This is a genomic window from Lentzea sp., assembly GCF_035525475.1.
GTDB lineage: Bacteria > Actinomycetota > Actinomycetes > Mycobacteriales > Pseudonocardiaceae > Lentzea.
Genome location: NZ_DATLEC010000082.1, coordinates 58564 through 77519 on the forward strand (window position 1 = coordinate 58564; position 18956 = coordinate 77519).

17 protein-coding genes are annotated in these 18956 nt (G+C 70.1%); 9 read left to right on the top strand and 8 right to left on the bottom strand.

What is annotated here, in order from left to right:
- Positions 1-257: 257 nt before the first annotated feature.
- Positions 258-2315, top strand: a complete 2058-nt coding sequence (locus VM306_RS14870) for an elongation factor G-like protein EF-G2 (RefSeq protein ID WP_325515399.1) — start codon at positions 258-260, stop codon at positions 2313-2315.
- Positions 2316-2355: 40 nt separating this feature from the next.
- Here the strand turns inward: VM306_RS14870 and VM306_RS14875 are convergent, their stop codons facing one another.
- Entirely contained in the window at positions 2356-3855 is a 1500-nt protein-coding gene (locus VM306_RS14875) for a CoA-acylating methylmalonate-semialdehyde dehydrogenase (RefSeq protein WP_325515403.1), read from the bottom strand.
- On the bottom strand, positions 3852-5135 hold the full coding sequence (locus VM306_RS14880; protein WP_325515405.1) for an aspartate aminotransferase family protein: 1284 nt from the start codon (positions 5133-5135) through the stop codon (positions 3852-3854). The genes VM306_RS14875 and VM306_RS14880 overlap by 4 nt, the downstream gene beginning before the upstream one ends.
- Positions 5136-5242: 107 nt before the next feature.
- Here VM306_RS14880 and VM306_RS14885 point away from each other — a divergent pair, with 107 nt between their 5' ends.
- Positions 5243-6835 (top strand): PucR family transcriptional regulator, encoded by a 1593-nt coding sequence (locus VM306_RS14885; protein ID WP_325515407.1) that lies wholly within the window; start codon positions 5243-5245, stop codon positions 6833-6835.
- A gap of 27 nt (positions 6836-6862) precedes the next feature.
- On the opposite strand, the gene VM306_RS14890 is transcribed toward VM306_RS14885, so the two are convergent.
- Entirely contained in the window at positions 6863-7309 is a 447-nt protein-coding gene (locus VM306_RS14890; protein ID WP_325515409.1) for a hypothetical protein, read from the bottom strand.
- A gap of 128 nt (positions 7310-7437) precedes the next feature.
- Here VM306_RS14890 and VM306_RS14895 point away from each other — a divergent pair, with 128 nt between their 5' ends.
- The 3 genes from VM306_RS14895 to VM306_RS14905 are packed head-to-tail and all read left to right on the top strand — an operon-like array spanning position 7438 to position 9326.
- A complete protein-coding gene (locus tag VM306_RS14895) occupies positions 7438-8145 on the top strand; it encodes a MerR family transcriptional regulator (RefSeq protein WP_325515411.1) in 708 nt (235 codons plus the stop codon).
- A gap of 17 nt (positions 8146-8162) precedes the next feature.
- Positions 8163-8786: a class I SAM-dependent methyltransferase gene (locus VM306_RS14900; RefSeq protein WP_325515413.1), complete on the top strand. Its 624-nt coding sequence runs from the start codon at positions 8163-8165 to the stop codon at positions 8784-8786.
- A 36-nt stretch (positions 8787-8822) separates the two neighbouring features.
- On the top strand, positions 8823-9326 hold the full coding sequence (locus tag VM306_RS14905) for a hypothetical protein (RefSeq protein WP_325515415.1): 504 nt from the start codon (positions 8823-8825) through the stop codon (positions 9324-9326).
- On the opposite strand, the gene VM306_RS14910 is transcribed toward VM306_RS14905, so the two are convergent.
- Entirely contained in the window at positions 9307-10008 is a 702-nt protein-coding gene (locus VM306_RS14910) for a hypothetical protein (RefSeq protein WP_325515417.1), read from the bottom strand. The genes VM306_RS14905 and VM306_RS14910 overlap by 20 nt on opposite strands.
- A gap of 143 nt (positions 10009-10151) precedes the next feature.
- On the opposite strand from VM306_RS14910, the gene VM306_RS14915 reads away from it, so the two are divergent.
- Genes VM306_RS14915 through VM306_RS14930 form a run of 4 tightly spaced genes read left to right on the top strand, consistent with a single transcriptional unit; the run spans position 10152 to position 14890 of the window.
- Entirely contained in the window at positions 10152-11660 is a 1509-nt protein-coding gene (locus VM306_RS14915) for an NCS1 family nucleobase:cation symporter-1 (protein ID WP_325515419.1), read from the top strand.
- Positions 11657-12499: a nitrilase-related carbon-nitrogen hydrolase gene (locus VM306_RS14920; protein ID WP_325515421.1), complete on the top strand. Its 843-nt coding sequence runs from the start codon at positions 11657-11659 to the stop codon at positions 12497-12499. Before VM306_RS14915 ends, VM306_RS14920 begins: the two co-directional genes overlap by 4 nt.
- The gene (gene hydA, locus VM306_RS14925) at positions 12496-13881 is read left to right on the top strand and encodes a dihydropyrimidinase (RefSeq protein WP_325515423.1); all 1386 of its coding nucleotides are present in this window, start codon (positions 12496-12498) and stop codon (positions 13879-13881) included. The genes VM306_RS14920 and hydA overlap by 4 nt, the downstream gene beginning before the upstream one ends.
- A 16-nt stretch (positions 13882-13897) precedes the next feature.
- Complete coding sequence (locus VM306_RS14930) at positions 13898-14890, top strand: TIGR03842 family LLM class F420-dependent oxidoreductase (RefSeq protein WP_325515425.1); 993 nt, start codon at positions 13898-13900, stop codon at positions 14888-14890.
- A gap of 71 nt (positions 14891-14961) precedes the next feature.
- Here VM306_RS14930 and VM306_RS14935 read toward each other — a convergent pair whose 3' ends face one another.
- Genes VM306_RS14935 through pgsA form a run of 4 tightly spaced genes read right to left on the bottom strand, consistent with a single transcriptional unit; the run spans position 14962 to position 18533 of the window.
- A complete protein-coding gene (locus VM306_RS14935) occupies positions 14962-15909 on the bottom strand; it encodes an NUDIX hydrolase (protein WP_325515427.1) in 948 nt (315 codons plus the stop codon).
- Positions 15906-17018: a glycosyltransferase family 4 protein gene (locus VM306_RS14940; protein ID WP_325515429.1), complete on the bottom strand. Its 1113-nt coding sequence runs from the start codon at positions 17016-17018 to the stop codon at positions 15906-15908. Before VM306_RS14940 ends, VM306_RS14935 begins: the two co-directional genes overlap by 4 nt.
- 13 nt (positions 17019-17031) lie before the next feature.
- Complete coding sequence (locus VM306_RS14945) at positions 17032-17934, bottom strand: phosphatidylinositol mannoside acyltransferase (RefSeq protein ID WP_325515431.1); 903 nt, start codon at positions 17932-17934, stop codon at positions 17032-17034.
- The gene (gene pgsA, locus VM306_RS14950) at positions 17931-18533 is read right to left on the bottom strand and encodes a phosphatidylinositol phosphate synthase (RefSeq protein WP_325515433.1); all 603 of its coding nucleotides are present in this window, start codon (positions 18531-18533) and stop codon (positions 17931-17933) included. The genes VM306_RS14945 and pgsA overlap by 4 nt, the downstream gene beginning before the upstream one ends.
- Positions 18534-18956 lie beyond the last annotated feature (423 nt).

An 18956-nucleotide genomic window follows, 5' to 3' on the forward strand; every position in this document is an offset into this window, starting at 1 on the left:
CCCTCTTCCAAGCCACTGGAGCCCGGAATCAGAAGGCCACTTTCCGATCACCGCAGGTCGTGATGGTGCGCACCGGCTCAACGGCCGCTCCTTCGGAGACGGCGGCTCGGTCGCCGGGAAGTCGGTTGACCGGACGACCGACGCGACCTCGCGGACCCCGCTGGCCCCAGCTGAGGAGGCATCCGATCGGGCCCTCGGGGTTGTCCCGTGCGTCCGACGGGTGTGAGATCGAACACTACGACTTGACGGAGGTCGCCATGGGAAGCAAGAGCTCCGACAACGGCACATCGGCAGGCGCGGTCGCTGTGGACGATCCGGCCAAGGTCCGCAACGTCGTGCTCGTCGGCCCCTCCGGCGCGGGCAAGACGACGCTCACCGAGGCCCTGCTCGCCACCACGGGCGTGCTGACCCGTGCCGGATCGGTCACCGAGGGGACCACCGTCTGCGACCACGACCCGGCCGCCGTGCGACAACAACGATCGGTAGGCCTCGCCGTGGCCCCGATCCAGCACGGGGACGTCAAGATCAACCTGATCGACACCCCCGGATACGTCGACTTCGTGGGAGAGCTCAGGGCAGGACTGAGGGCCGCGGACGCGGCCCTTTTCGTTGTCAACGCCTTCGAGGGCGTCGACTCCGCCACCATCACGTTGTGGGAGGAGTGTGCTCTCGTCGGCATGCCTCGCGCCGTCGTCATCACACGCACCGACCACCACCGTGCGGATTTCGCCAACGCAGTCATCGCGTGCCAAGTCGCGTTCGGTGCGGGCGTCGTGCCGTTGTACATGCCAGAGGGCGATCGGCTTGTCGGGCTGCTGACGTCCGGTGCCGACTACCCGGACGAACGGGCGGCGTTGATCGAGGGGATCATCGCCGAGAGCGAGGACGAGACCCTCATGGACCGCTACCTGGCGGGCGAGGAGATCGAGCAGGACACGCTGATCGCCGACCTGGAGACCGCCGTCGCACGCGGTTCCTTCCACCCCGTCATGCCCGTGTGTGCCGCAACGGGCATGGGCTTGGTCGAGCTGTTGGACGGCATCGCGCGTGCGTTCCCGTCACCGTTGGAGCACGAAGTCCCGTCCGTGACCTCCGTGGACGGCATTCCGCAGCCCCGCATGGCCGTCGACCCGGACGGGCCGCTCGTGGCCGAGGTGGTCCGTACAGCAGTGGACTCCTACGTCGGCCGCGTGTCGCTGGTCCGCGTCTTCTCGGGAACCCTGCGGCCGGAACGCCCCGTGCACGTCTCCGGTCACGGCATGTCCGACCGCGGCCACGAGGACCACGACGCCGACGAGCGCGTGGCCCACATCTACTCCCCGCTGGGCGCGACCCTGCGCGAAGTCCCGTACTGCGTGGCCGGCGACCTGTGCGCCCTGACCAAGCTGACCACCGCCGAGACCGGCGACACCGTCTCAGCCCCGGAACAGCCTCTCCTCATGGCCCCGTGGGACATGCCGGAACCCCTGCTGCCCGTCGCCGTGGTCCCCCGCACCCGCAGCGACGAGGACAACCTGGCCCGCAACCTCAGCCGCCTGGTCGCCAGCGACCCGACCCTGCGCCTGGACCGCAACGCCGAGACCCACCAGATGGTCCTGTGGTGCATGGGCGAGGCCCACGCCGACGTGGTGCTGGCCCGCCTGCGCGCCGGCGGGGCCGAGATCGACACCGAACCGGTCCGCGTGCCGTTCCGCGAGACGTTCGCCGGACCGGCGAAGGGCCACGGCCGGCACGTGAAACAGTCCGGCGGCCACGGCCAGTACGCCGTGTGCGACATCGTCGTGGAACCACTGCCCCGCGGCTCGGGCTTCGAGTTCGTGGACAAGATCGTCGGCGGCGCGGTCCCCCACCAGTTCATCCCGTCCGTCGAGAAGGGCGTGCGCGCCCAGCTGGAGAAGGGCCTGCACGACGGCACCCCTGTCGTCGACGTCCGGGTCACTCTCGTCGACGGCAAGGCGCACTCCGTGGACTCGTCGGACGCGGCGTTCCAGATGGCGGGTTCGCTGGCACTGAAGGAAGCGGCCTCCGTCGGCCGCACCCAGCTCCTGGAGCCGATGGACGAGGTGGCGATCCGGCTGCCCGACGAACACCTCGGAACGGTGCTGGGCGACCTGTCCGGACGTCGCGGCCGGGTGCTCGGCACGGAGGCCGACGAGGGCGGGCGCACGCTGATCCGTGCCGAGGTGCCTTCGTCGGAGCTGCTCCGGTACGCGATCGAGCTGCGGGCGCTGACGTCGGGCACCGGGACGTTCACGCGCCAGTTCTCGCGCTACGACCCGTTGCCGGAGGCGCTGGTGGCACGGACCGGGAAGTAGGCAGCGGAGGCGGGCCGATCGCCGGGCCCGCCTCGCTGCCTCACATGTTCTGCGGGAACCCCAGGTTCACGCCGCCGTGCGACGGGTCGAGCCACCGCGAGGTGACCACCTTGGACCGGGTGAAGAAGTGCACGCCGTGCGGCCCGTACGCGTGCGAGTCGCCGAACAGCGACTCCTTCCACCCGCCGAACGAGTAGTAGGCGACCGGCACGGGGATCGGCACGTTCACGCCGACCATGCCCACCTCGACCTCGTTCTGGAACCGCCGGGCCGCCCCGCCGTCGTTGGTGAAGATGGCGGTGCCGTTGCCGTAGCGGTTGGCGTTGACGAGCTCGACGGCCTCCTCGTACGTGTCGCGGCGGACGACGGACAGCACCGGGCCGAAGATCTCGTCGGTGTAGATCGTCATGTCCGTTCCGACGTGGTCGAACAGCGTCGGGCCCAGCCAGAAGCCGCTCGCCTCGCCGTCGATCGGGTGGTCGCGCCCGTCCACGACCAACGTCGCCCCCTCGGACACGCCGGCGTCCAAATAGGACGTCACCTTGTCCCGGTGCACGCCGGTGACCAGTGGTCCCATCTCGCACGAGGCGCCGGAGCCCACCTTGACGTCGGCGATCCGCTGCTTGATCTTCGAGACCAGCGCGTCGCCCGACGTCCCCACTGCCACGACCACCGAGACAGCCATGCAGCGCTCCCCCGCAGATCCGAAGCCGGCGGACACCGCGGCGTCCGCCGCCAGGTCGAGGTCGGCGTCGGGCAGGACGACCATGTGGTTCTTGGCGCCGCCCAGCGCCTGCACGCGCTTGCCGTGCGAGGTGCCTGTCTCGTAGACGTACCGGGCGATCGGGGTCGAGCCGACGAACGAGATCGACTTCACCGCCGGGTGTTCGAGCAGCCTGTCGACGGCCACCTTGTCACCGTGCACGACGTTCAGGACGCCGTCCGGCAGACCGGCCTCGGCGAACAGCTCGGCGAGGAAGTTCGACGCCGACGGGTCCTTCTCCGACGGCTTCAGCACGACCGTGTTGCCGCAAGCGATTGCGGTCGGCACGAACCACAGCGGCACCATGGCGGGGAAGTTGAACGGCGAGATCACGCCGACCACGCCGACGGGCTGCTGGATCGAGTAGACGTCCACGCGCGTCGAGGCGTTCTCGCTGAAGCCGCCCTTGAGCAGCTGCGGGATCCCGCACGCGTACTCGACCGACTCCAGCGCCCGCTGGATCTCGCCGCCCGCGTCGGACACGACCTTGCCGTGCTCCGCGGACACGATCTTCGCCAGATCGCCCTTGCGGTCGTTGAGCAGCTCGCGGAGCTTGAACATCACGGTCGTGCGCTGCGCCAGGGATGCGTTGCGCCACGACGCAAACGCTTCCGCGGCAGCGTTGACCGCGGCGTCCACTTCGGACACCGACGCGAAGGCGACCTGCGTCGCCACCCTGCCGGTGGTCGGGTCGTAGACGTCGCCCACCCGCTCCGGCTCGCCGGTCCAGGGCTTGCCGCCGATGCGGTGACTGATCCAGTTCTGGGTAGCGATCATGCGCGTTCCACCGCCTGTGCGAGGATCCCCAGAGCCTCTTCCAGCTCGTCCTCGGTCAGCGTCATCGGCGGGGCGATCCGGATGACGTTGCCGTACAGGCCTCCCTTGCCCACCAGGAGCCCGAGCGCCTTGGACTCGGCGAGGACGGTGGCCGCCGCGCCGGGGTTGGGTTCGCCCTCCGGACCGACGAACTCGACACCGACCATCAGGCCCTTGCCGCGCACGTCGCCGATCACCGGGTGCTTCTCGGCCAGCGAGCGCAGGCCGCCGAGCAGCCGCGAGCCGAGCTTGGCCGCGTTCGCCTGGAGGTCGTGCTCCAGCAGGTAGTCCAGCGTCGCGAGCGCGCCCGCCGTCGAGACCGGGTTGCCGCCGAACGTGGAGATCGAGTTGGCGTTGAACGAGTCCATCAGGTCGCCGCGCGCGACCACGCCGCCGATCGCGAGACCGTTGCCGAGGCCCTTGGCGAACGTCATCGCGTCCGGCACCACGTCGTGCGCCTGGATGCCCCAGAAGTGCTCGCCGGTGCGTCCCCAGCCGGTCTGCACCTCGTCGGAGACGAAGAGGATGCCGTACTCGTCCAGCACGTCCTTGAACGCGCGGAACAGGCCGTCGGGCGGGGACGTGAAGCCGCCGACGCCCTGGATCGGCTCGGCGATCATGCACGCGACGTCGCCGGACGTCGTGGTCTCGATGATCTCGCGCAGGTCGTCGACGCAGGCCTTGATGTAGTCGGCGTCGTTCAGGGCCTTGAACGGCGACCGGTAGCGGTAGCCGCCGTGCACCCAGCTGACCTTGATCGGCGAGAGCGCCGAGGCGGACCAGCCGCGGTTGCCCGTGATGGCGACCGTGGCGAACGCACGGCCGTGGTAGCTGTTGCGCAGGGCCAGCACCTGCTCGCTGCGGCGGGCCTGGGTGGCGAGCATCAGCGCCGTCTCGTTGGCCTCGGTGCCGGAGTTGGTGAAGAACACCTTGGCGTCCGGGATGCCGCTCAGCTCCGCGATCTTCTCGGCGAGCTCGACCTGCGACCGGATCAGGTACAGCGTCGAGCTGTGCAGGACGCCGGTGTCGAGCTGCGAGCGGATGGCGTCGCTGATCTCCGCGACGTCGTAGCCGATGGCGTTGGTCAGGATGCCGGCGAAGAAGTCGAGGTAGGTCGTGCCCTCGCGGTCGGTGACGCGGCGCCCGCCGGCGCTCGCGATCTCGATGGGCTCGTCGTAGTAGAGGGCCAGCCACTTCGGCATGACCGCGCGGTGTCGTGCCAGCAGCTCCTTGTGGGCCATCTCGTCCTCCAGGGGTCTGACGCCTGAGTCGGAGTCTGCTGGCGCGCCGGGTTCGCCGCCATGCACAACCTGTCCCCGGATCGGCTGGTCGGCATTACGTTGTGTCCATGTACCCGACGGTCGCCGAAGTCGTCGCTTTGCCCGTTATCCGGCAGGGCAAGCCGCGTGTGGTGGCCGGGTCGGCCGGACTCGGCCGACGCGTCCGGTGGGTGCATGTGGCGGAGATCGCAGACATCGCGCCGTTGCTGCGAGGCGGCGAGCTGGTGCTCACGACGGGCGTGATGCTGCCCGAGTCGGGCCTCGCCCGCTACGTCGAGGAGCTGGCCGCCGTCGGCTGCGCGGGGCTGGTCGTCGAGCTGGGGCGGCGGTGGCGCGACGACGTACCCGGCGCCCTGGTCATGTCGGCGGAACAGCACGGGTTGCCGCTGGTCACGCTGTCGGAGGAGACGAAGTACGTCGCCGTGACGGAGGCGGTCGTGGGGCTCATCGTGGACGCCCAGCTGGCCGAGCTCCGTGCCGCGGAGCAGGTGCACGAGACGTTCACGGCACTGACGGTCGCCGGAGCCGAACCCGCCGAGGTGCTGCGCGAGGTCGCCCGCACGTCCGGGCTGCCGGTGGTTCTCGAGACCCTCGGCCACGACGTGCTCGCCTACGACGCGGCCGGGCACGACCCCGCCCTGCTGCTGGACGACTGGGCGGTGCGCTCGCGGGCCGTCACGGTGTCCGAGCGCACCGCCTACGACACCGCTTCCGGCTGGTTGATCACGATCGTCGGCGCGCGCGGGGCCGACTGGGGACGGCTCGTCCTCGTGTCGCCGGAACCGCCGCCGCACCGGCACGTCGTCGTGGCCGAGCGCGCTGCCTCGGCGCTGGCCGTGCACCGGCTGGTGGCGCGGGACCGCGAGTCGCTGGAACGGCAGACGCACCGCACGTTGCTCGCCCAATTGCTCGGCCAGTCACCGCAGTCGCCCGACCTCGGCGCGCGGGCGGCGGCGCTGGGCGTGCCGCTGGAACGGCGGCAGCTCATCGGCGTGGCGATCCGGCCGGTGTCGGTGCTGCAGGGGCAAGCGCTTGCCACGCAAGAAGTCCTGCGTGATCTCGCGGAGGCCACGGCACTGGCGGGGCGGCGGGTGACGGTCGCGGCACTGGTCGGCGTCGTGGACGACACGTCCGTGCGAGCGCTGCTGTCGGTGCCCGTGACCGTGGGCGTGGAAGGGGTCCTGCGCAAGGTCGCGCGCGAGATCCACCGGACGGCGGCGTCCCCCGTCGTGATCGCCGTGGGCACGACCGTCACGTCCACAACGGACGTTCGCCGGTCGCTCGGTGAGGCCGCGCACGTGGCGGGTGCGGCGTTGCGCGCGCCGGGATCGCAGCTCTACCACCGGCTCGACGACGTGCGGCTGCGCGGCCTGCTGCACCTGCTGCGCGACGACGAGCGCGTGCGGGCGTTCGCGGACCGCGAGCTGGGCCCGTTGCTGGCGCGGGACAAGGCGCAGGGGTCCAGGCTGGTGGAGCTGCTGCGCTGCCTGTGCGAGAACGGCGGCAACAAGTCGGCGGCCGCGGCGGCGGCGCACCTCTCGCGGACGGCGTACTACCAGCAGCTGGCGCGGATCGAGCAGGTCCTCGGCGTCTCGCTGGAGGACCCGGAGTCCGTGCTCTCGCTGTACGTCGCGCTGCTGGTGCACGAAATGGGCCCGTGAGACACGGGCCCATTTTCAGCGTGCGATTCAGCCGTTGATCGTCGGCAGGACACCCGACAGCACGGACGGGTTCGGCACGGCGTCCGTGGACGGGACGGGAGCACTCACGGAACCGAGGTGCGTGTTGCCTCCGTGGGCCTGGGGGGTCTTCACGGCGGGCAGGCCGCCGAGCGGGCCCTGCAGGGAGCGCTCCTGCGCGGCGGCCGGAAGGCCGGGGAGCGCGGGGAGCGCGGGGAGCGCGGGGATCGGCAGGTCGCTCGCGACCGGTGCGCCGGCCTGCGGGAGCTGGACCGCGCTGGCCGCGTCGAGCGGGTTGGCGAGCTGGGTGACGCCGCTGATGAGCTGGTCGGCGCCGACCTCGGGGAGGGCGGTGCCGAGCTGCGGAGCCTCGGCGGCGTTGGCCGCGCCCGCGAGCAGCGGAGCCGCGCCAGCGACGAGGAGGGCGGCGGCACGGAGCAGTCCTGAACGAGACACAGTTTTCCTCAATCTGGTTTTGGGGACCGATCTCCGATTCCATCGGCGCGTTCGGTTCGCGAATTAACCCGCTCGATCGGGTGTTCAGGGCTTGAACCTCACGCCACGGGAGGTCCTACGGTCGTCGTGTGACCCGTTGGAGCGTTGGTGACCTGGCAAAAGCGAGCGGACTCACCATCCGCACACTGCACCACTACGACGAGATCGGACTGGTGGTCGCCTCCGAGCGCACGACATCCGGTCACCGTCGGTACACCCCGGACGACGTCAGGCGCCTCTATCAGGTGAGATCGCTGCGCCAGCTCGGCTTCACCCTGGAGGAGATCCGCTCGGCACTGTCCCGTTCGGACTCACTGCGCCCTCTCTTCGAGGCGCAACTGGCCGCGCTGACCGCACAGGCCGGACAGGTGGAAGCACTGCGGTCACGGCTCACGGCGTTGCTCGACGGGCACACCACCGAGTCCCTTCTGTCCACTTTGGAGATGATGTCCGTGCACGAGAGCTACTTCACCGCCGACCAGCTGGACGACCTGCGGTCACGCGCGGCCGCTCTCGGCCCCGAGGCCGTGGAGGGCCTGAAGGCGACCTGGCTGGAGCTGGTCGGGCAGCTGCGGCAGCACATGTCCGACGGCACGCCCGCGTCCGACCCGCGCGTGGTCGAGCTGTCGCGGCAGTGGGACGAGCTGGGCGCCCGGTTCACCGGCGGCGACCCGGCCGTTCAGGCGGCGGCGCGCAAGTCGTGGAACGAGAACAAGGCGTCGATCAGCACGCAGATCGGCTGGCCTTCGGACGACGGGCTGGTCGATTACGTGAACGAGGCACGCGCCTCGCGGTGACCTGACATGGTGACGGCATGTCCGCTGACGACGACACCCGCCGCCTGCAAGCCGCCAACCCCACCGGCTGGTTCGAAGATCTCTACGCGGAGGCCGACGCCGGCACGGCCTCCGTCCCGTGGGACCAGCCCCACCCGCAGCGGCACCTCGTCGAGTGGGCCGCGGGGGTCGACGGCACGGGTCGCAGCGCGCTGGTCGTGGGCTGCGGCTACGGGCGCGACTCCGAGTTCCTCGCGACGCTGGGGTTCGACGTGACGGCGTTCGACATCTCCCCCACCGGGATCACCGCCGTCCAGGCGCGCCACCCGGACTCGAAGGTGCGCTACGTCGTCGCGGACCTGCTTTCCCCGCCTGCCGAGTGGCACCACGCCTTCGACCTGGTCGTCGAGAACATGACCGTGCAGGCGTTGCCCGTCGACCAGCACGCCCAGGCCATCGAACAGGTGGCGTGGCTGACCGGCTCACAGCTGCTGGTGCTCGCCGTGGCCCGGGAGGAGGGCTCGGTGGCGGACGGTCCGCCGTGGCCGTTGACGCCTTCCGAGATCAAGGCGTTCGCCGTGGACGGCCTGGCGCCCGTGAAGATCCGTCGCGACGAGGTCCGTTGGACTGCGGAGTTCGTGCGTCAAGTGGCCATGAACTGACCACTTATGACGGAGTTCCGCCGCTTAGCGTGAATCATGCTCGTTCGTCGGATGGTCGCCCGCTTGCTCGACTGGCTGCTGGTGCTGGTCGTGGCGTGGCCGTTGGTCCACGAACCGGTGCTCGTGGTGCTCTGTGCAGCCGTGTACGACGCACTGCTGCTGCGCCTGAACACCATTGGCAAGGCCCTCACGGGCCTACGGGTGGTGGGCCCCGCGTCCGGCCTCGACCACAGACGAGCACTGGCTCGCACGCTCATCACGACCGCGCTTCCGGGCGCGGGCGCCGTGCTCGTGCTGACGGGCATGGGCTGGCGGGAACCCGCGCTGGTGGCGGGCCTCGGCTGGCAACAGCCGTGGGTCGTCATCGGCGAGCACCTGCCCGTGGGCTCGACGGGCTGGCTCCCGCCGTTGCTGCTGGTGGGTGGTCTGGTGATGCTCGTGCTGTCCGCCGTGGAGTCGCTGGACCTGCGCGGGACGCGCACGTGGCACGACCGCAAGGCGGGAACGGCCGTGGTACGCCTCAAAGCCGGTTCTCGATGAACCGCACCGCGTCCGGCAGCACCCGCCGCCAGTAGCCGCCGTCGTGCTCGCCGTGCTCGAACGACCCCACGGCACCAACCGCCCGCGCCAGCTCCTGAGCCGAGTCGTGGAACGGATCCTCCCGCCCGCACCACACACCGACCGGTGACGTGATCCGATCCGTGTGCCGCAACGGCTCGTGCTGCTCCCACACCTCCCGCGACGCGAATCCGTTGATCCGCTCCGCGTCCTCCCACGTCGGGAACAACGCCGGACTGATCGCCGCGACGGCCTTCACCGGCTGGCGCGACGCGATGTCCAGGACCCCGAACCCACCCATCGACACGCCCAGAGCAGCCTCGAACGGCACTGGCGGCGCCAGGTCCACCCAGTAGTCCTCACCGCCGTTGACCACCGCGCACCGGAACCCCGCGCCGTGCAGGAACCGCGGCAGCCCTAGGTCCTCCCACCACGCGACGCTGCCGCCGCGTCCGTGCAGCACCAGCACCGCCGGGCCGGACGAGCCCATCCACGCACCCCACGGCGTGGACCGGACGGGAACGGGCGGCACGTCGGGCACCACGCCGTCGGGCCCCGTCCACCCGAGCAGACGGCGGCCTCGCGGGGTCAGCGCGCCGTACGTCCCCGCCGCCGCGACCAGGCCCGCTCCACCCAGCAGCACCGCGCGCCGTGGAATCCCCATGCCGACACGCTACGCACAATGTGCGCCGATCATGACAAGCGTGGACACTCTGACACTGCCAGACCTGCGTCACCGGTCCCAGGATTCCGGGATGGAACCGACCGCGTTCGCCGTGTTTCAGCAGCGTAACAGGGGGTTGAACGATGGCAGCTGAGTCCTCCCCGCCCCAGGTCACACCGGACGGCCGCGTCGAACTGAGCGACGTGGGTCCCATCCAGGACAGCAGGTTCTACAACCCCGAGCTCGCGCCGGTGCCGGTCGAGGAACGTTCGTGGACCACCTACAACTTCTTCGCGCTGTGGATGGGCATGGCGCACAACATCCCCAGCTACACGCTGGCCGCGAGCCTCATCGCGCTGGGCATGGACTGGGTGCAGGCGTTCCTCACGATCACCCTCGGCAACCTGATCGTGCTGGTCCCGATGCTGCTCAACAGCCACGCCGGCACGAAGTACGGCATCCCGTTCCCCGTGTTCGCCCGCGCGTTCTACGGGATCCGCGGCGCCAACCTCGTCGCGCTCCTGCGGGCCTTCATCGCGTGCGCCTGGTTCGGCATCCAGACGTGGGTCGGCGGCAAGGCGCTGCACGTCATCGTCGGGCGGCTCACCGGTGACGGGTGGACGAAGGCGTCGCAGATCGGCGGCCAGCCGTGGACGTTGTGGTTGTGCTTCTTCGGTTTCTGGGTCGTGCAGATGCTGGTCATCTGGCGCGGCATGGACGCGATCCGGCGGTTCGAGAACTGGACGGCGCCCCTGGTCAGCGTCGGGTTCCTGATCCTGCTGGGCTACGTGCTGGTGAAGGCGGGCGGGTTCGGGCCGATCCTGCACCAGGGCAGCACCCTCGGGTGGGGCCCGGAGTTCTGGAAGATCTTCTTCCCCTCGCTGATGGGCATGATCGCGTTCTGGTCGACGCTGAGCCTCAACATGCCGGACTTCACGCGGTTCGGCGGCTCGCAGCGCAAGCAGGCGACCGGTCAGATCCTCGGCCTGCCGACCACGATGTCGTTCATCGCCATCGTCGCGATCCTGACGACGTCCGGCGCGCAGGCGCTGTACGGCGAGGCGATCTGGGACCCGGCCGATCTCGCGTCCCGCTTCGACAGCACGGTCCTGGTGATCGTCGCCCTGGTCTCGCTGGTGCTGGCCACGATCTCGGCCAACCTCGCCGCGAACGTCGTCAGCCCGTCCTACGACTTCTCGAACGCGTTCCCCAAGCGCATCACGTTCGCGATCGGCGGCCTGATCACCGGTGTCGTCGGCATCCTCATCCAGCCGTGGCGGCTGATCTCCGACCCCGGCATCTACATCTTCGCGTGGCTCGGGTTCTACGGCGGCCTGCTGGCGAGCGTGGCCGGTGTGTTCGTCGCCGGGTACTGGGTGATCAAGAAGACCCGGCTGCACCTCGAGGACCTCTACCTCGACGGGCGGGGCGCGTACTGGTTCAACGGCGGCTGGAACTGGCGTGCCGTGCTGGCGACGCTCGTGGGCTCGGTGCTCGCGGTCGGCGGCGCGTACGGCGGGCCGTTCCCGGCGGACGGCCTGATCGGATTCCTCAAGCCGCTCTACGACTACAACTGGGTGGTCGGCTTCGCGGCCGGCTTCCTCGTTTTCCTGGCTCTGAAGGACACCACGGCAAAGGAGACGACCAGGTGAGCAGCATCATCCGGGCGGCGCTCGTCCAGCAGAAGTGGACGGGCGACAAGGAGTCGATGATCGCGAACGCGGTCGAGCACATCCGCAACGCCGCATCCCAGGGCGCGCAGGTGCTGTGCCTCCAGGAGCTCTTCTACGGACCGTACTTCTGCCAGGTGCAGGACGCGGACTTCTACTCCTACACCGAGGCGATCCCCGACGGCCCCACGACGGAGCTGATGAAGGAAGTCGCCGCGCAGAACAACATCGTGCTCATCGTGCCGATGTACGAGCAGGAACAGCCGGGCGTCTACTACAACACCGCGGCCGTGATCGACGCGGACGGCACGTACCTCGGCAAGTACCGCAAGAACCACATCCCGCAGGTGAAGGGCTTCTGGGAGAAGTTCTACTTCAAGCCCGGCAACCTCGGTTACCCCGTGTTCGACACGGCGGTCGGTCGGATCGGCGTCTACATCTGCTACGAGCGCCACTTCCCCGAGGGCTGGCGGGCGCTGGGCCTCGCGGGCGCGAAGATCGTGTTCAACCCGTCGGCGACGTCCCGTTCGCTGTCCGAGTACCTGTGGAGGCTGGAGCAGCCCGCGGCGGCCGTGGCGAACGAGTACTTCGTCGGCGCGATCAACCGGGTGGGCGTGGAACCGTTGGGCGACAACGAGTTCTACGGACAGACGTACTTCGTCAGCCCGCGTGGCCAGCTCATCGGCGACGCGGCGTCCGACACCGAGGAAGAGCTCGTCGTGCGCGACCTCGACCTGGACCTGCTGACCGAGGTGCGCGACACGTGGGCGTTCTACCGCGATCGCCGGCCGGACACCTACGAGGGCCTGGTGGCGCCGTGAGCACCCTCATCCGCAACGGCCTGGTCATCAACGCGACCGGTTCGCACGCCGCCGACGTGCTGATCGACGGCGAGCACATCGCCGCGCTGGTCACGCCCGGCTTCCCGGTGCAGGCAGACGAGGAGGTCGACGCGGCCGGGAAGTACGTCATCCCCGGCGGGATCGACGTGCACACGCACATGGAGATGCCGTTCGGCGGCACGCAGTCCGCGGACACGTTCGAGACCGGCACGACCGCGGCGGCGTGGGGTGGCACGACCACGATCGTCGACTTCGCCGTGCAGCCGAAGGGGTCGTCACTGCTGTCCACTTTGGACAAGTGGCACAGCAAGGCCGACGGCAACTGCGCGGTCGACTACGGCTTCCACATGATCATCTCCGACGTGAACGACCAGTCGCTCAAGGAGATGGAGTCGTGCATCGCGGCCGGCGTGAACAGCTTCAAGATGTTCATGGCCTACCCCGGTGTCTTCTACGCGACCGACGGCGAGATCCTGCGCGCCATGCAGAAGGCGCGCGAGACCGGCGCCACGATCATGATGCACGCGGAGAACGGCATCGCGATCGACCAGCTCGTCGCGCAGGCGCTCGCGAACGGCCTGGGCGACCCGGTGCAGCACGGCCTGACGCGTCCGCCGGAGCTGGAGGGCGAGGCCACGTCACGCGCGATCCAGCTCGCGAAGGTGACCGGTTCTCCCCTGTACATCGTGCACCTGTCCGCGGCGCAGGCACTTGACGCCGTCACAGCGGCGAGGGACACGGGCCAGAACGTGTTCGCCGAGACGTGCCCGCAGTACCTGTACCTGTCGCTGGACGACCTGGCTCTCCCCGGTTTCGAGGGCGCGAAGTACGTGGCGTCGCCTCCGTTGCGCCCCAAGGAGCACCAGTCGTCGCTGTGGCGGGGCCTGCGGACGAACGACCTGTCCGTCGTGAGCACCGACCACTGCCCGTTCTGCTTCAAGGACCAGAAGCAGCTGGGCGTCGGCGACTTCTCCAAAATCCCCAACGGCATGCCCGGCGTCGAGCACCGCGTCGACCTGCTGCACCAGGGCGTCGTGAAGGGCGAGATCACCCGCGAGCGCTGGGTCGAGATCGTCTCCACGACCCCCGCGCGGATGTTCGGCATGTACCCGTGCAAGGGCGTGATCGCACCGGGCGCGGACGCGGACGTCGTGGTCTACGACCCCGCGGCCACGCAGACGATCTCGTCCGAGACCCACCACATGGCCGTGGACTACTCGGCCTACGAGGGCTTCGAGGTCACGGGCCGGGTGGACACCGTGTTCTCCCGCGGTCGCAAGGTGATCGCCGACGGCGCCTACCACGGCTCGACCGGCCACGGCCGGTTCGTGTCCCGCGACCTCAACCAGTACCTCGTCTGAGAAGGGGCGTGACGCCGTGGACTTCGGCATCGTGCTGCAGACCGACCCGCCCGCACGGGACGTGGTGGAGGGCCTCCGCGCCGCCGAGGACTGCGGCTTCCGCTACGGCTGGACGTTCGACTCCTGCGTGCTGTGGCAGGAACCGTTCGTCATCTACTCGCAGATCCTGGCCGCGACCCGCGATCTGGTCGTGGGCCCCATGGTCACCAACCCGTCGACCCGCGACTGGTCGGTGACGGCATCACTGTTCGCGACGCTCAACGACATGTTCGGCAACCGCACGGTCTGCGGCATCGGCCGGGGCGACTCGGCTCGCCGCGTGATCGGCCAGAAGCCGGCGTCGCTCGCGACCCTGGGCGACGCGATGCACGTGATCAGGGAACTGGCCGAAGGACGTTCCGTCGAGCACCACGGCACACCGGTGCAGATCCCGTGGGTGCGCGACGGAAAGCTCGAGATCTGGATGGCCGCGTACGGTCCACGCGCGCTGAAGATGGTGGGCGAACAGGCCGACGGCTTCATCCTGCAGACCGCCGACCCGGACATCGCGCGCTGGACGATCGGCTCGGTGCGCGAGGCGGCGGCAGCGGCCGGACGCGACCCGTCGGCGATCACGATGTGCGTGGCGGCACCGGCCTACGTCGGGACGGACCTGGACCACCAGCGCGACCAGCTGCGCTGGTTCGGCGGCATGGTCGGCAACCACGTCGCGGACCTCGTGGCGCGGTACGGGGACTCGGGTGTCGTGCCCAAGGCCCTGACCGACTACATCAAGGACCGCGAGGGCTACGACTACGCCCACCACGGCAAGGCGGGCAACCGGTCGACCGACTTCGTGCCGGACGCGATCGTCGACCGCTTCTGCCTGGTCGGGCCGGAGTCGGCGCACGTCGAGCGGTTGCAGGAGCTCAAGGAGATCGGCGTCGACAACTTCGCGCTCTACCTGATGCACGACGAGAAGGACAAGACGCGCGACGCCTACGGGTCGGCGGTGATTCCGGCCGTCTAGCCTTGGCACGCGTCTGACGACCTGCCCGCCGTGCCCAACCCAGGTGCGGGCAGGTCGTTCAGGACAGCACTTCAGCGAACGGTCCGGGTCTGGCCGTCCCACTCCGCTGTGAGCCCGGGCAGCAGTTCGGCCAGCTGCACCGGGTAGACGGTGTCCTCTGTGGACTCCAGCTCCTCCGCCGTCCACCAGCGGAAGGCGGAGATGCTGTGCTCCTCGACGTCGTCGAACCCGGAGGTGTCGACCTCCAGCCCGTCGGCGGTGGCGTGGAAGAACCACTCCTCCGCGTCGAACGTCCTGCCGCCGAAGCTGAACACCGCGCGCCGGCGCCACACCGGGCCGGTCAGCTGTTCCGGGGCCAGCTTCACGCCGGTCTCCTCGAACGCCTCGCGCACGGCCGCGTCCCGCAGTTCCTCGCCGTCCTCGACGCCGCCGCCGACGGTGAACCAGAACAGCTCCTGCGGCCTTGCCGGGTCGAAGCCCTGGAACAGCAGCACTCGTCCGGCCGCGTCCATGAGCAGCACGCGGGCGGACGGGCGGGGCGTGAGCATCACCGCGTCGGACTGGGCGATGGGCTCGGCGATCTCGAAGTACGACGGCTGCGGCGCGGTGCCGGCCAGCCTGAGCCACCGGACGACTCGACGGCGGCGCTGCAGCAACGTGTCGCGCACGGCGTCGTTGTGGACTCGGCGGGCGAGCACCACGCGTTCCTCGGCGTCAGCCAGTTCGGCGGCCAGCGCGGGGGCCACGGACGACCTGTCGAGCGCCGCCAGCAGGCCGGAGAGCTCGTTCTCGGCCATTTCGCGGTCGGCCCGTGACGCGGACTCGGCCCGGGACGCCGCGGCGGACAGCGCCGGGTCCAGCAGTGCGCGCACCACGACGGCGCGGCGGGCGAGGGCGGCGTCCAGGGCCGCCCAGGCCGCGTCGGTGCGGACGTGGAGGCGGTCGAGGCGGTTCGCGAGGGCGATGATCCAGGCGGCGAAGAGGAGTGCGACCAGGACGACGACGAGAGCGGCGGTCATGCCTCGCTCACCCGGCGTGGGTCGGCGGCGATGGCCGACTCGTAGACGCGCAGGACCTGCGAAGCGACGACGGACCAGTCGAAGGCCTGCACCCGTTGCGAGCCCACGGTCACGTACTCGGCGCGCAACGCCGAGTCGCGCAGCACCGAGCGCAACGCGTCGGCCAGCGCGGGGGCGTCGCCCACCGGGAACAGCGCGCCCGCCTTGCCGTCGTCGAGCACGCGGCGGAACGCGTCGATGTCCGAGGCGACCACGGCGGTGCCGGCGGACATGGCCTCGGTCAGGATGATGCCGAACGACTCGCCGCCGGTGTTCGGCGCCACGTAGACGTCGACCGAACGCAGCATCCTGGCCTTCTCGGCGTCGTCGGCCTGGCCGAGCAGGTCCACGCGGTCGGAGAACGGTCCGTCGAACGACGCCTCGCCGCGGCCCACGACCAGCAGGCGCAGGTCAGGGAACTCCTCGGCGATCAGCCCGAACGCCTCCCACAGCACCGGCATGCCCTTGCGCGGCTCGTCGTAGCGGCCGACGAAGCCGATCGTGCCGCCGGGACGCGGGTAACCGTCCAAAGTGGACGCCGAGGCGAAGAAGTCGACGTCGACGCCGTTCGGGATCTCCACCGCGTCGCCGCCGAGGTGCTCGACCTGGACGCGGCGGGCCAGCGCGGAGACGGCGATGCGGGCGGTGACCTTCTCCAGGAACGGTTGCAGCACGCCCTGGAACGCCGACAGCATCTTGGAGCGCGGCGTCGAGGTGTGGAAGGTGGCGACGATCGGGCCGTCCGCGACCACCAGCGCCAGGAACGACAGCGACGGCGCCGTGGGCTCGTGCAGGTGCAGGACGTCGAACGAGTGGTCGTCGATCCAGCGGCGGACGCGTGTGTACGAGACCGGACCGAAGGACAGGCGCGCCACCGACCCGTTGTACGGGATGGCGACCGCGCGGCCGGCGGACGTCACGAAGGACGGCAGCGACTGCTCGTCGTCCGCAGGAGCGAGGACGTTCACCTCGTGTCCGAGACCGATGAGGGCGCGCGCGAGGTCGACGACGTGAGCCTGCACGCCACCCGGTACGTCCAGCGAGTACGGGCAGACGATTCCGATCTTCACCCGGCCACGACCTTCACCGCGAGAGCCTCCTGGCGAGGGCGGCGCGGCGGCTTTCCGGCAGGTCGGCCAGCCACAGCTTCTGCAGCATGTGCCAGTCGGCGGGGTGGGCCGCGATGTCGGCGGCGAACACGTCCGCGACGGCCTGGGTGGCGGCCTGGACCGTGCTGACCTTGATCGGAGGGTGGATGCGGAAGTGCCAGCCGTCACCGGTGAACCAGCAGCCGACCGGCAGCAGCGCGGCACCCGTCGTCGCGGCCAGGTGCGCGGGCCCCGCGGGCATCAGGGTCTGCTCGCCGAAGAACGTCACGGGCACACCCGACGACGTCAGGTCGCGGTCGGCCAGCAGGCACACGACCTTGTTGGACCGCAGGCGCTCGGCCAGCACCGTCGCGGGTGGACGGTCGCCGCCGCTCAACGGCAGGACCTCGAAGCCGAGGGTCTCGCGGAACTCCACGAACTTCCGGTACAGCGACTCTGGCTTCAGGCGCTCGGCCACCGTCGTGAACGTGCCGGAGTGGCCCACCAGCCAGACGCCGGCCATGTCCCAGTTGCCGCTGTGCGGCAGGGCGGCGACCGCGCCGGTGCCGTTCTCCAGCGCCGCGTCGAGGTTCTCCTGGCCGGACACCTGGAACCTGCGCTTCTCGTAGGCGGCGCTCAGGTCCATCGACGGCAGGCGGAACGCCTCGCACCAGTAGCGCGCGTACGACCGCAGCGAGTCGCGCACCAGGTCGTCGAGCTCTTCCTCACCCGCCTGCGGAACGACACGGCGCAAGTTCGTGCGCAACTGCTCAACGCTCGCACCGCCACGTTTCGCGGCGTAGTCGGCCCCAGCCCGGAACAACCCGCGCGCCCACGACTCCGGCAGCAGGCGGATCAACCGCCATCCGGCGGTGTACCCGAGCGTCACGAGGTTCACGCGACCTCCCGCGCCGACTTCGCCACCGCGAGGATCCGTTGCAGCACCGTCGCCACCGTCATGACCGCGAGGATCCACAACGCGATGTCGAGCAGGTGCGGCACACCGAGTCCCTGCACACCGGCACCGAGCAACGCGACGATGAACCGCTCGGCCCGCTCCGCCAGTCCCCCGTCCGCACTCAGCCCGGACGCCTCGGCACGCGCCTTCACGTACGAGATGACCTGCGAGGCGACGAGGCAGACGAACCCGGCCACCGCGGTCCACCGGCTACCGGTGTCGAACGCGTACCAGGTGAGCGCGGCGAACAAGGCCCCGTCGGCGATGCGGTCGCAGGTGGCGTCGAGCACGGCACCGAACTTCGTGGGCCCCTGCGCACGAGCCATCGCGCCGTCGAGCAGGTCGAGCAGCACGAAGAACGCCACCAGCGCACTGCCGACGAACAGCTGCCCGCGGGGGATGAACCACAGCGCACTGGCCACGGCACCGGCCGTGCCGACGACGGTGACGGCGTTGGGGGTGAGGCCACGCGCCAGCAGCCACGCCCCGATCGGATCGGTGACGCGCGAGACGGACGCGCGAGCGAAGATGTTCAGCATGGCGTGTCGCAGCCTAGCTGGACTGCTGAAACGCACTTCTCGCGGGTGAGGCGCGTGGGCGGGGTGATGGGGCGGGCCGCGGCAGGCGCGGTCGGGGTGGGTTGGGCGGGTGGCCGGCTGCAGTGAGTGGGCGCGGCGGAGGCGGGCCACGGGAGGTGCGCGACGGGAGCCGGGCTGCGGCGGATAGGCCGGGCCGGGCTGCGGCGAGTGCGCGGCTGAGGCCGAGCTGCTGCGCCGGCGCGGTTCGCAGGAGAGGCGGCACCCGCACGGACGCTGTTGGCGAGACGTGACAACCGCGAAGGCTGAGCGAGGTAACGCGGGTCAGTAAGTCAGGCCGTCAGAGACCCACTTGTCGCAATGTCACCATTCCGACAACGGGGTCCCCGGTGTTCGAGGCAAACAGGACGAAGGCGCAGCAGGCAG

What these genes read in the sequence shown, in the direction of transcription:
- VM306_RS14935 (WP_325515427.1), bottom strand. Translation starts at nt 15,909, where the DNA reads ATGACCGCCGCTCTCGTCGTCGTCCTGGTCGCACTCCTCTTCGCCGCC.
- VM306_RS14910 (WP_325515417.1), bottom strand. Translation starts at nt 10,008, where the DNA reads ATGGGGATTCCACGGCGCGCGGTGCTGCTGGGTGGAGCGGGCCTGGTC.
- VM306_RS14880 (WP_325515405.1), bottom strand. Translation starts at nt 5,135, where the DNA reads ATGGCCCACAAGGAGCTGCTGGCACGACACCGCGCGGTCATGCCGAAG.
- VM306_RS14905 (WP_325515415.1), top strand. Translation starts at nt 8,823, where the DNA reads ATGCTCGTTCGTCGGATGGTCGCCCGCTTGCTCGACTGGCTGCTGGTG.
- VM306_RS14915 (WP_325515419.1), top strand. Translation starts at nt 10,152, where the DNA reads ATGGCAGCTGAGTCCTCCCCGCCCCAGGTCACACCGGACGGCCGCGTC.
- pgsA (WP_325515433.1), bottom strand. Translation starts at nt 18,533, where the DNA reads ATGCTGAACATCTTCGCTCGCGCGTCCGTCTCGCGCGTCACCGATCCG.
- VM306_RS14900 (WP_325515413.1), top strand. Translation starts at nt 8,163, where the DNA reads ATGTCCGCTGACGACGACACCCGCCGCCTGCAAGCCGCCAACCCCACC.
- VM306_RS14885 (WP_325515407.1), top strand. Translation starts at nt 5,243, where the DNA reads ATGTACCCGACGGTCGCCGAAGTCGTCGCTTTGCCCGTTATCCGGCAG.
- VM306_RS14870 (WP_325515399.1), top strand. Translation starts at nt 258, where the DNA reads ATGGGAAGCAAGAGCTCCGACAACGGCACATCGGCAGGCGCGGTCGCT.
- VM306_RS14875 (WP_325515403.1), bottom strand. Translation starts at nt 3,855, where the DNA reads ATGATCGCTACCCAGAACTGGATCAGTCACCGCATCGGCGGCAAGCCC.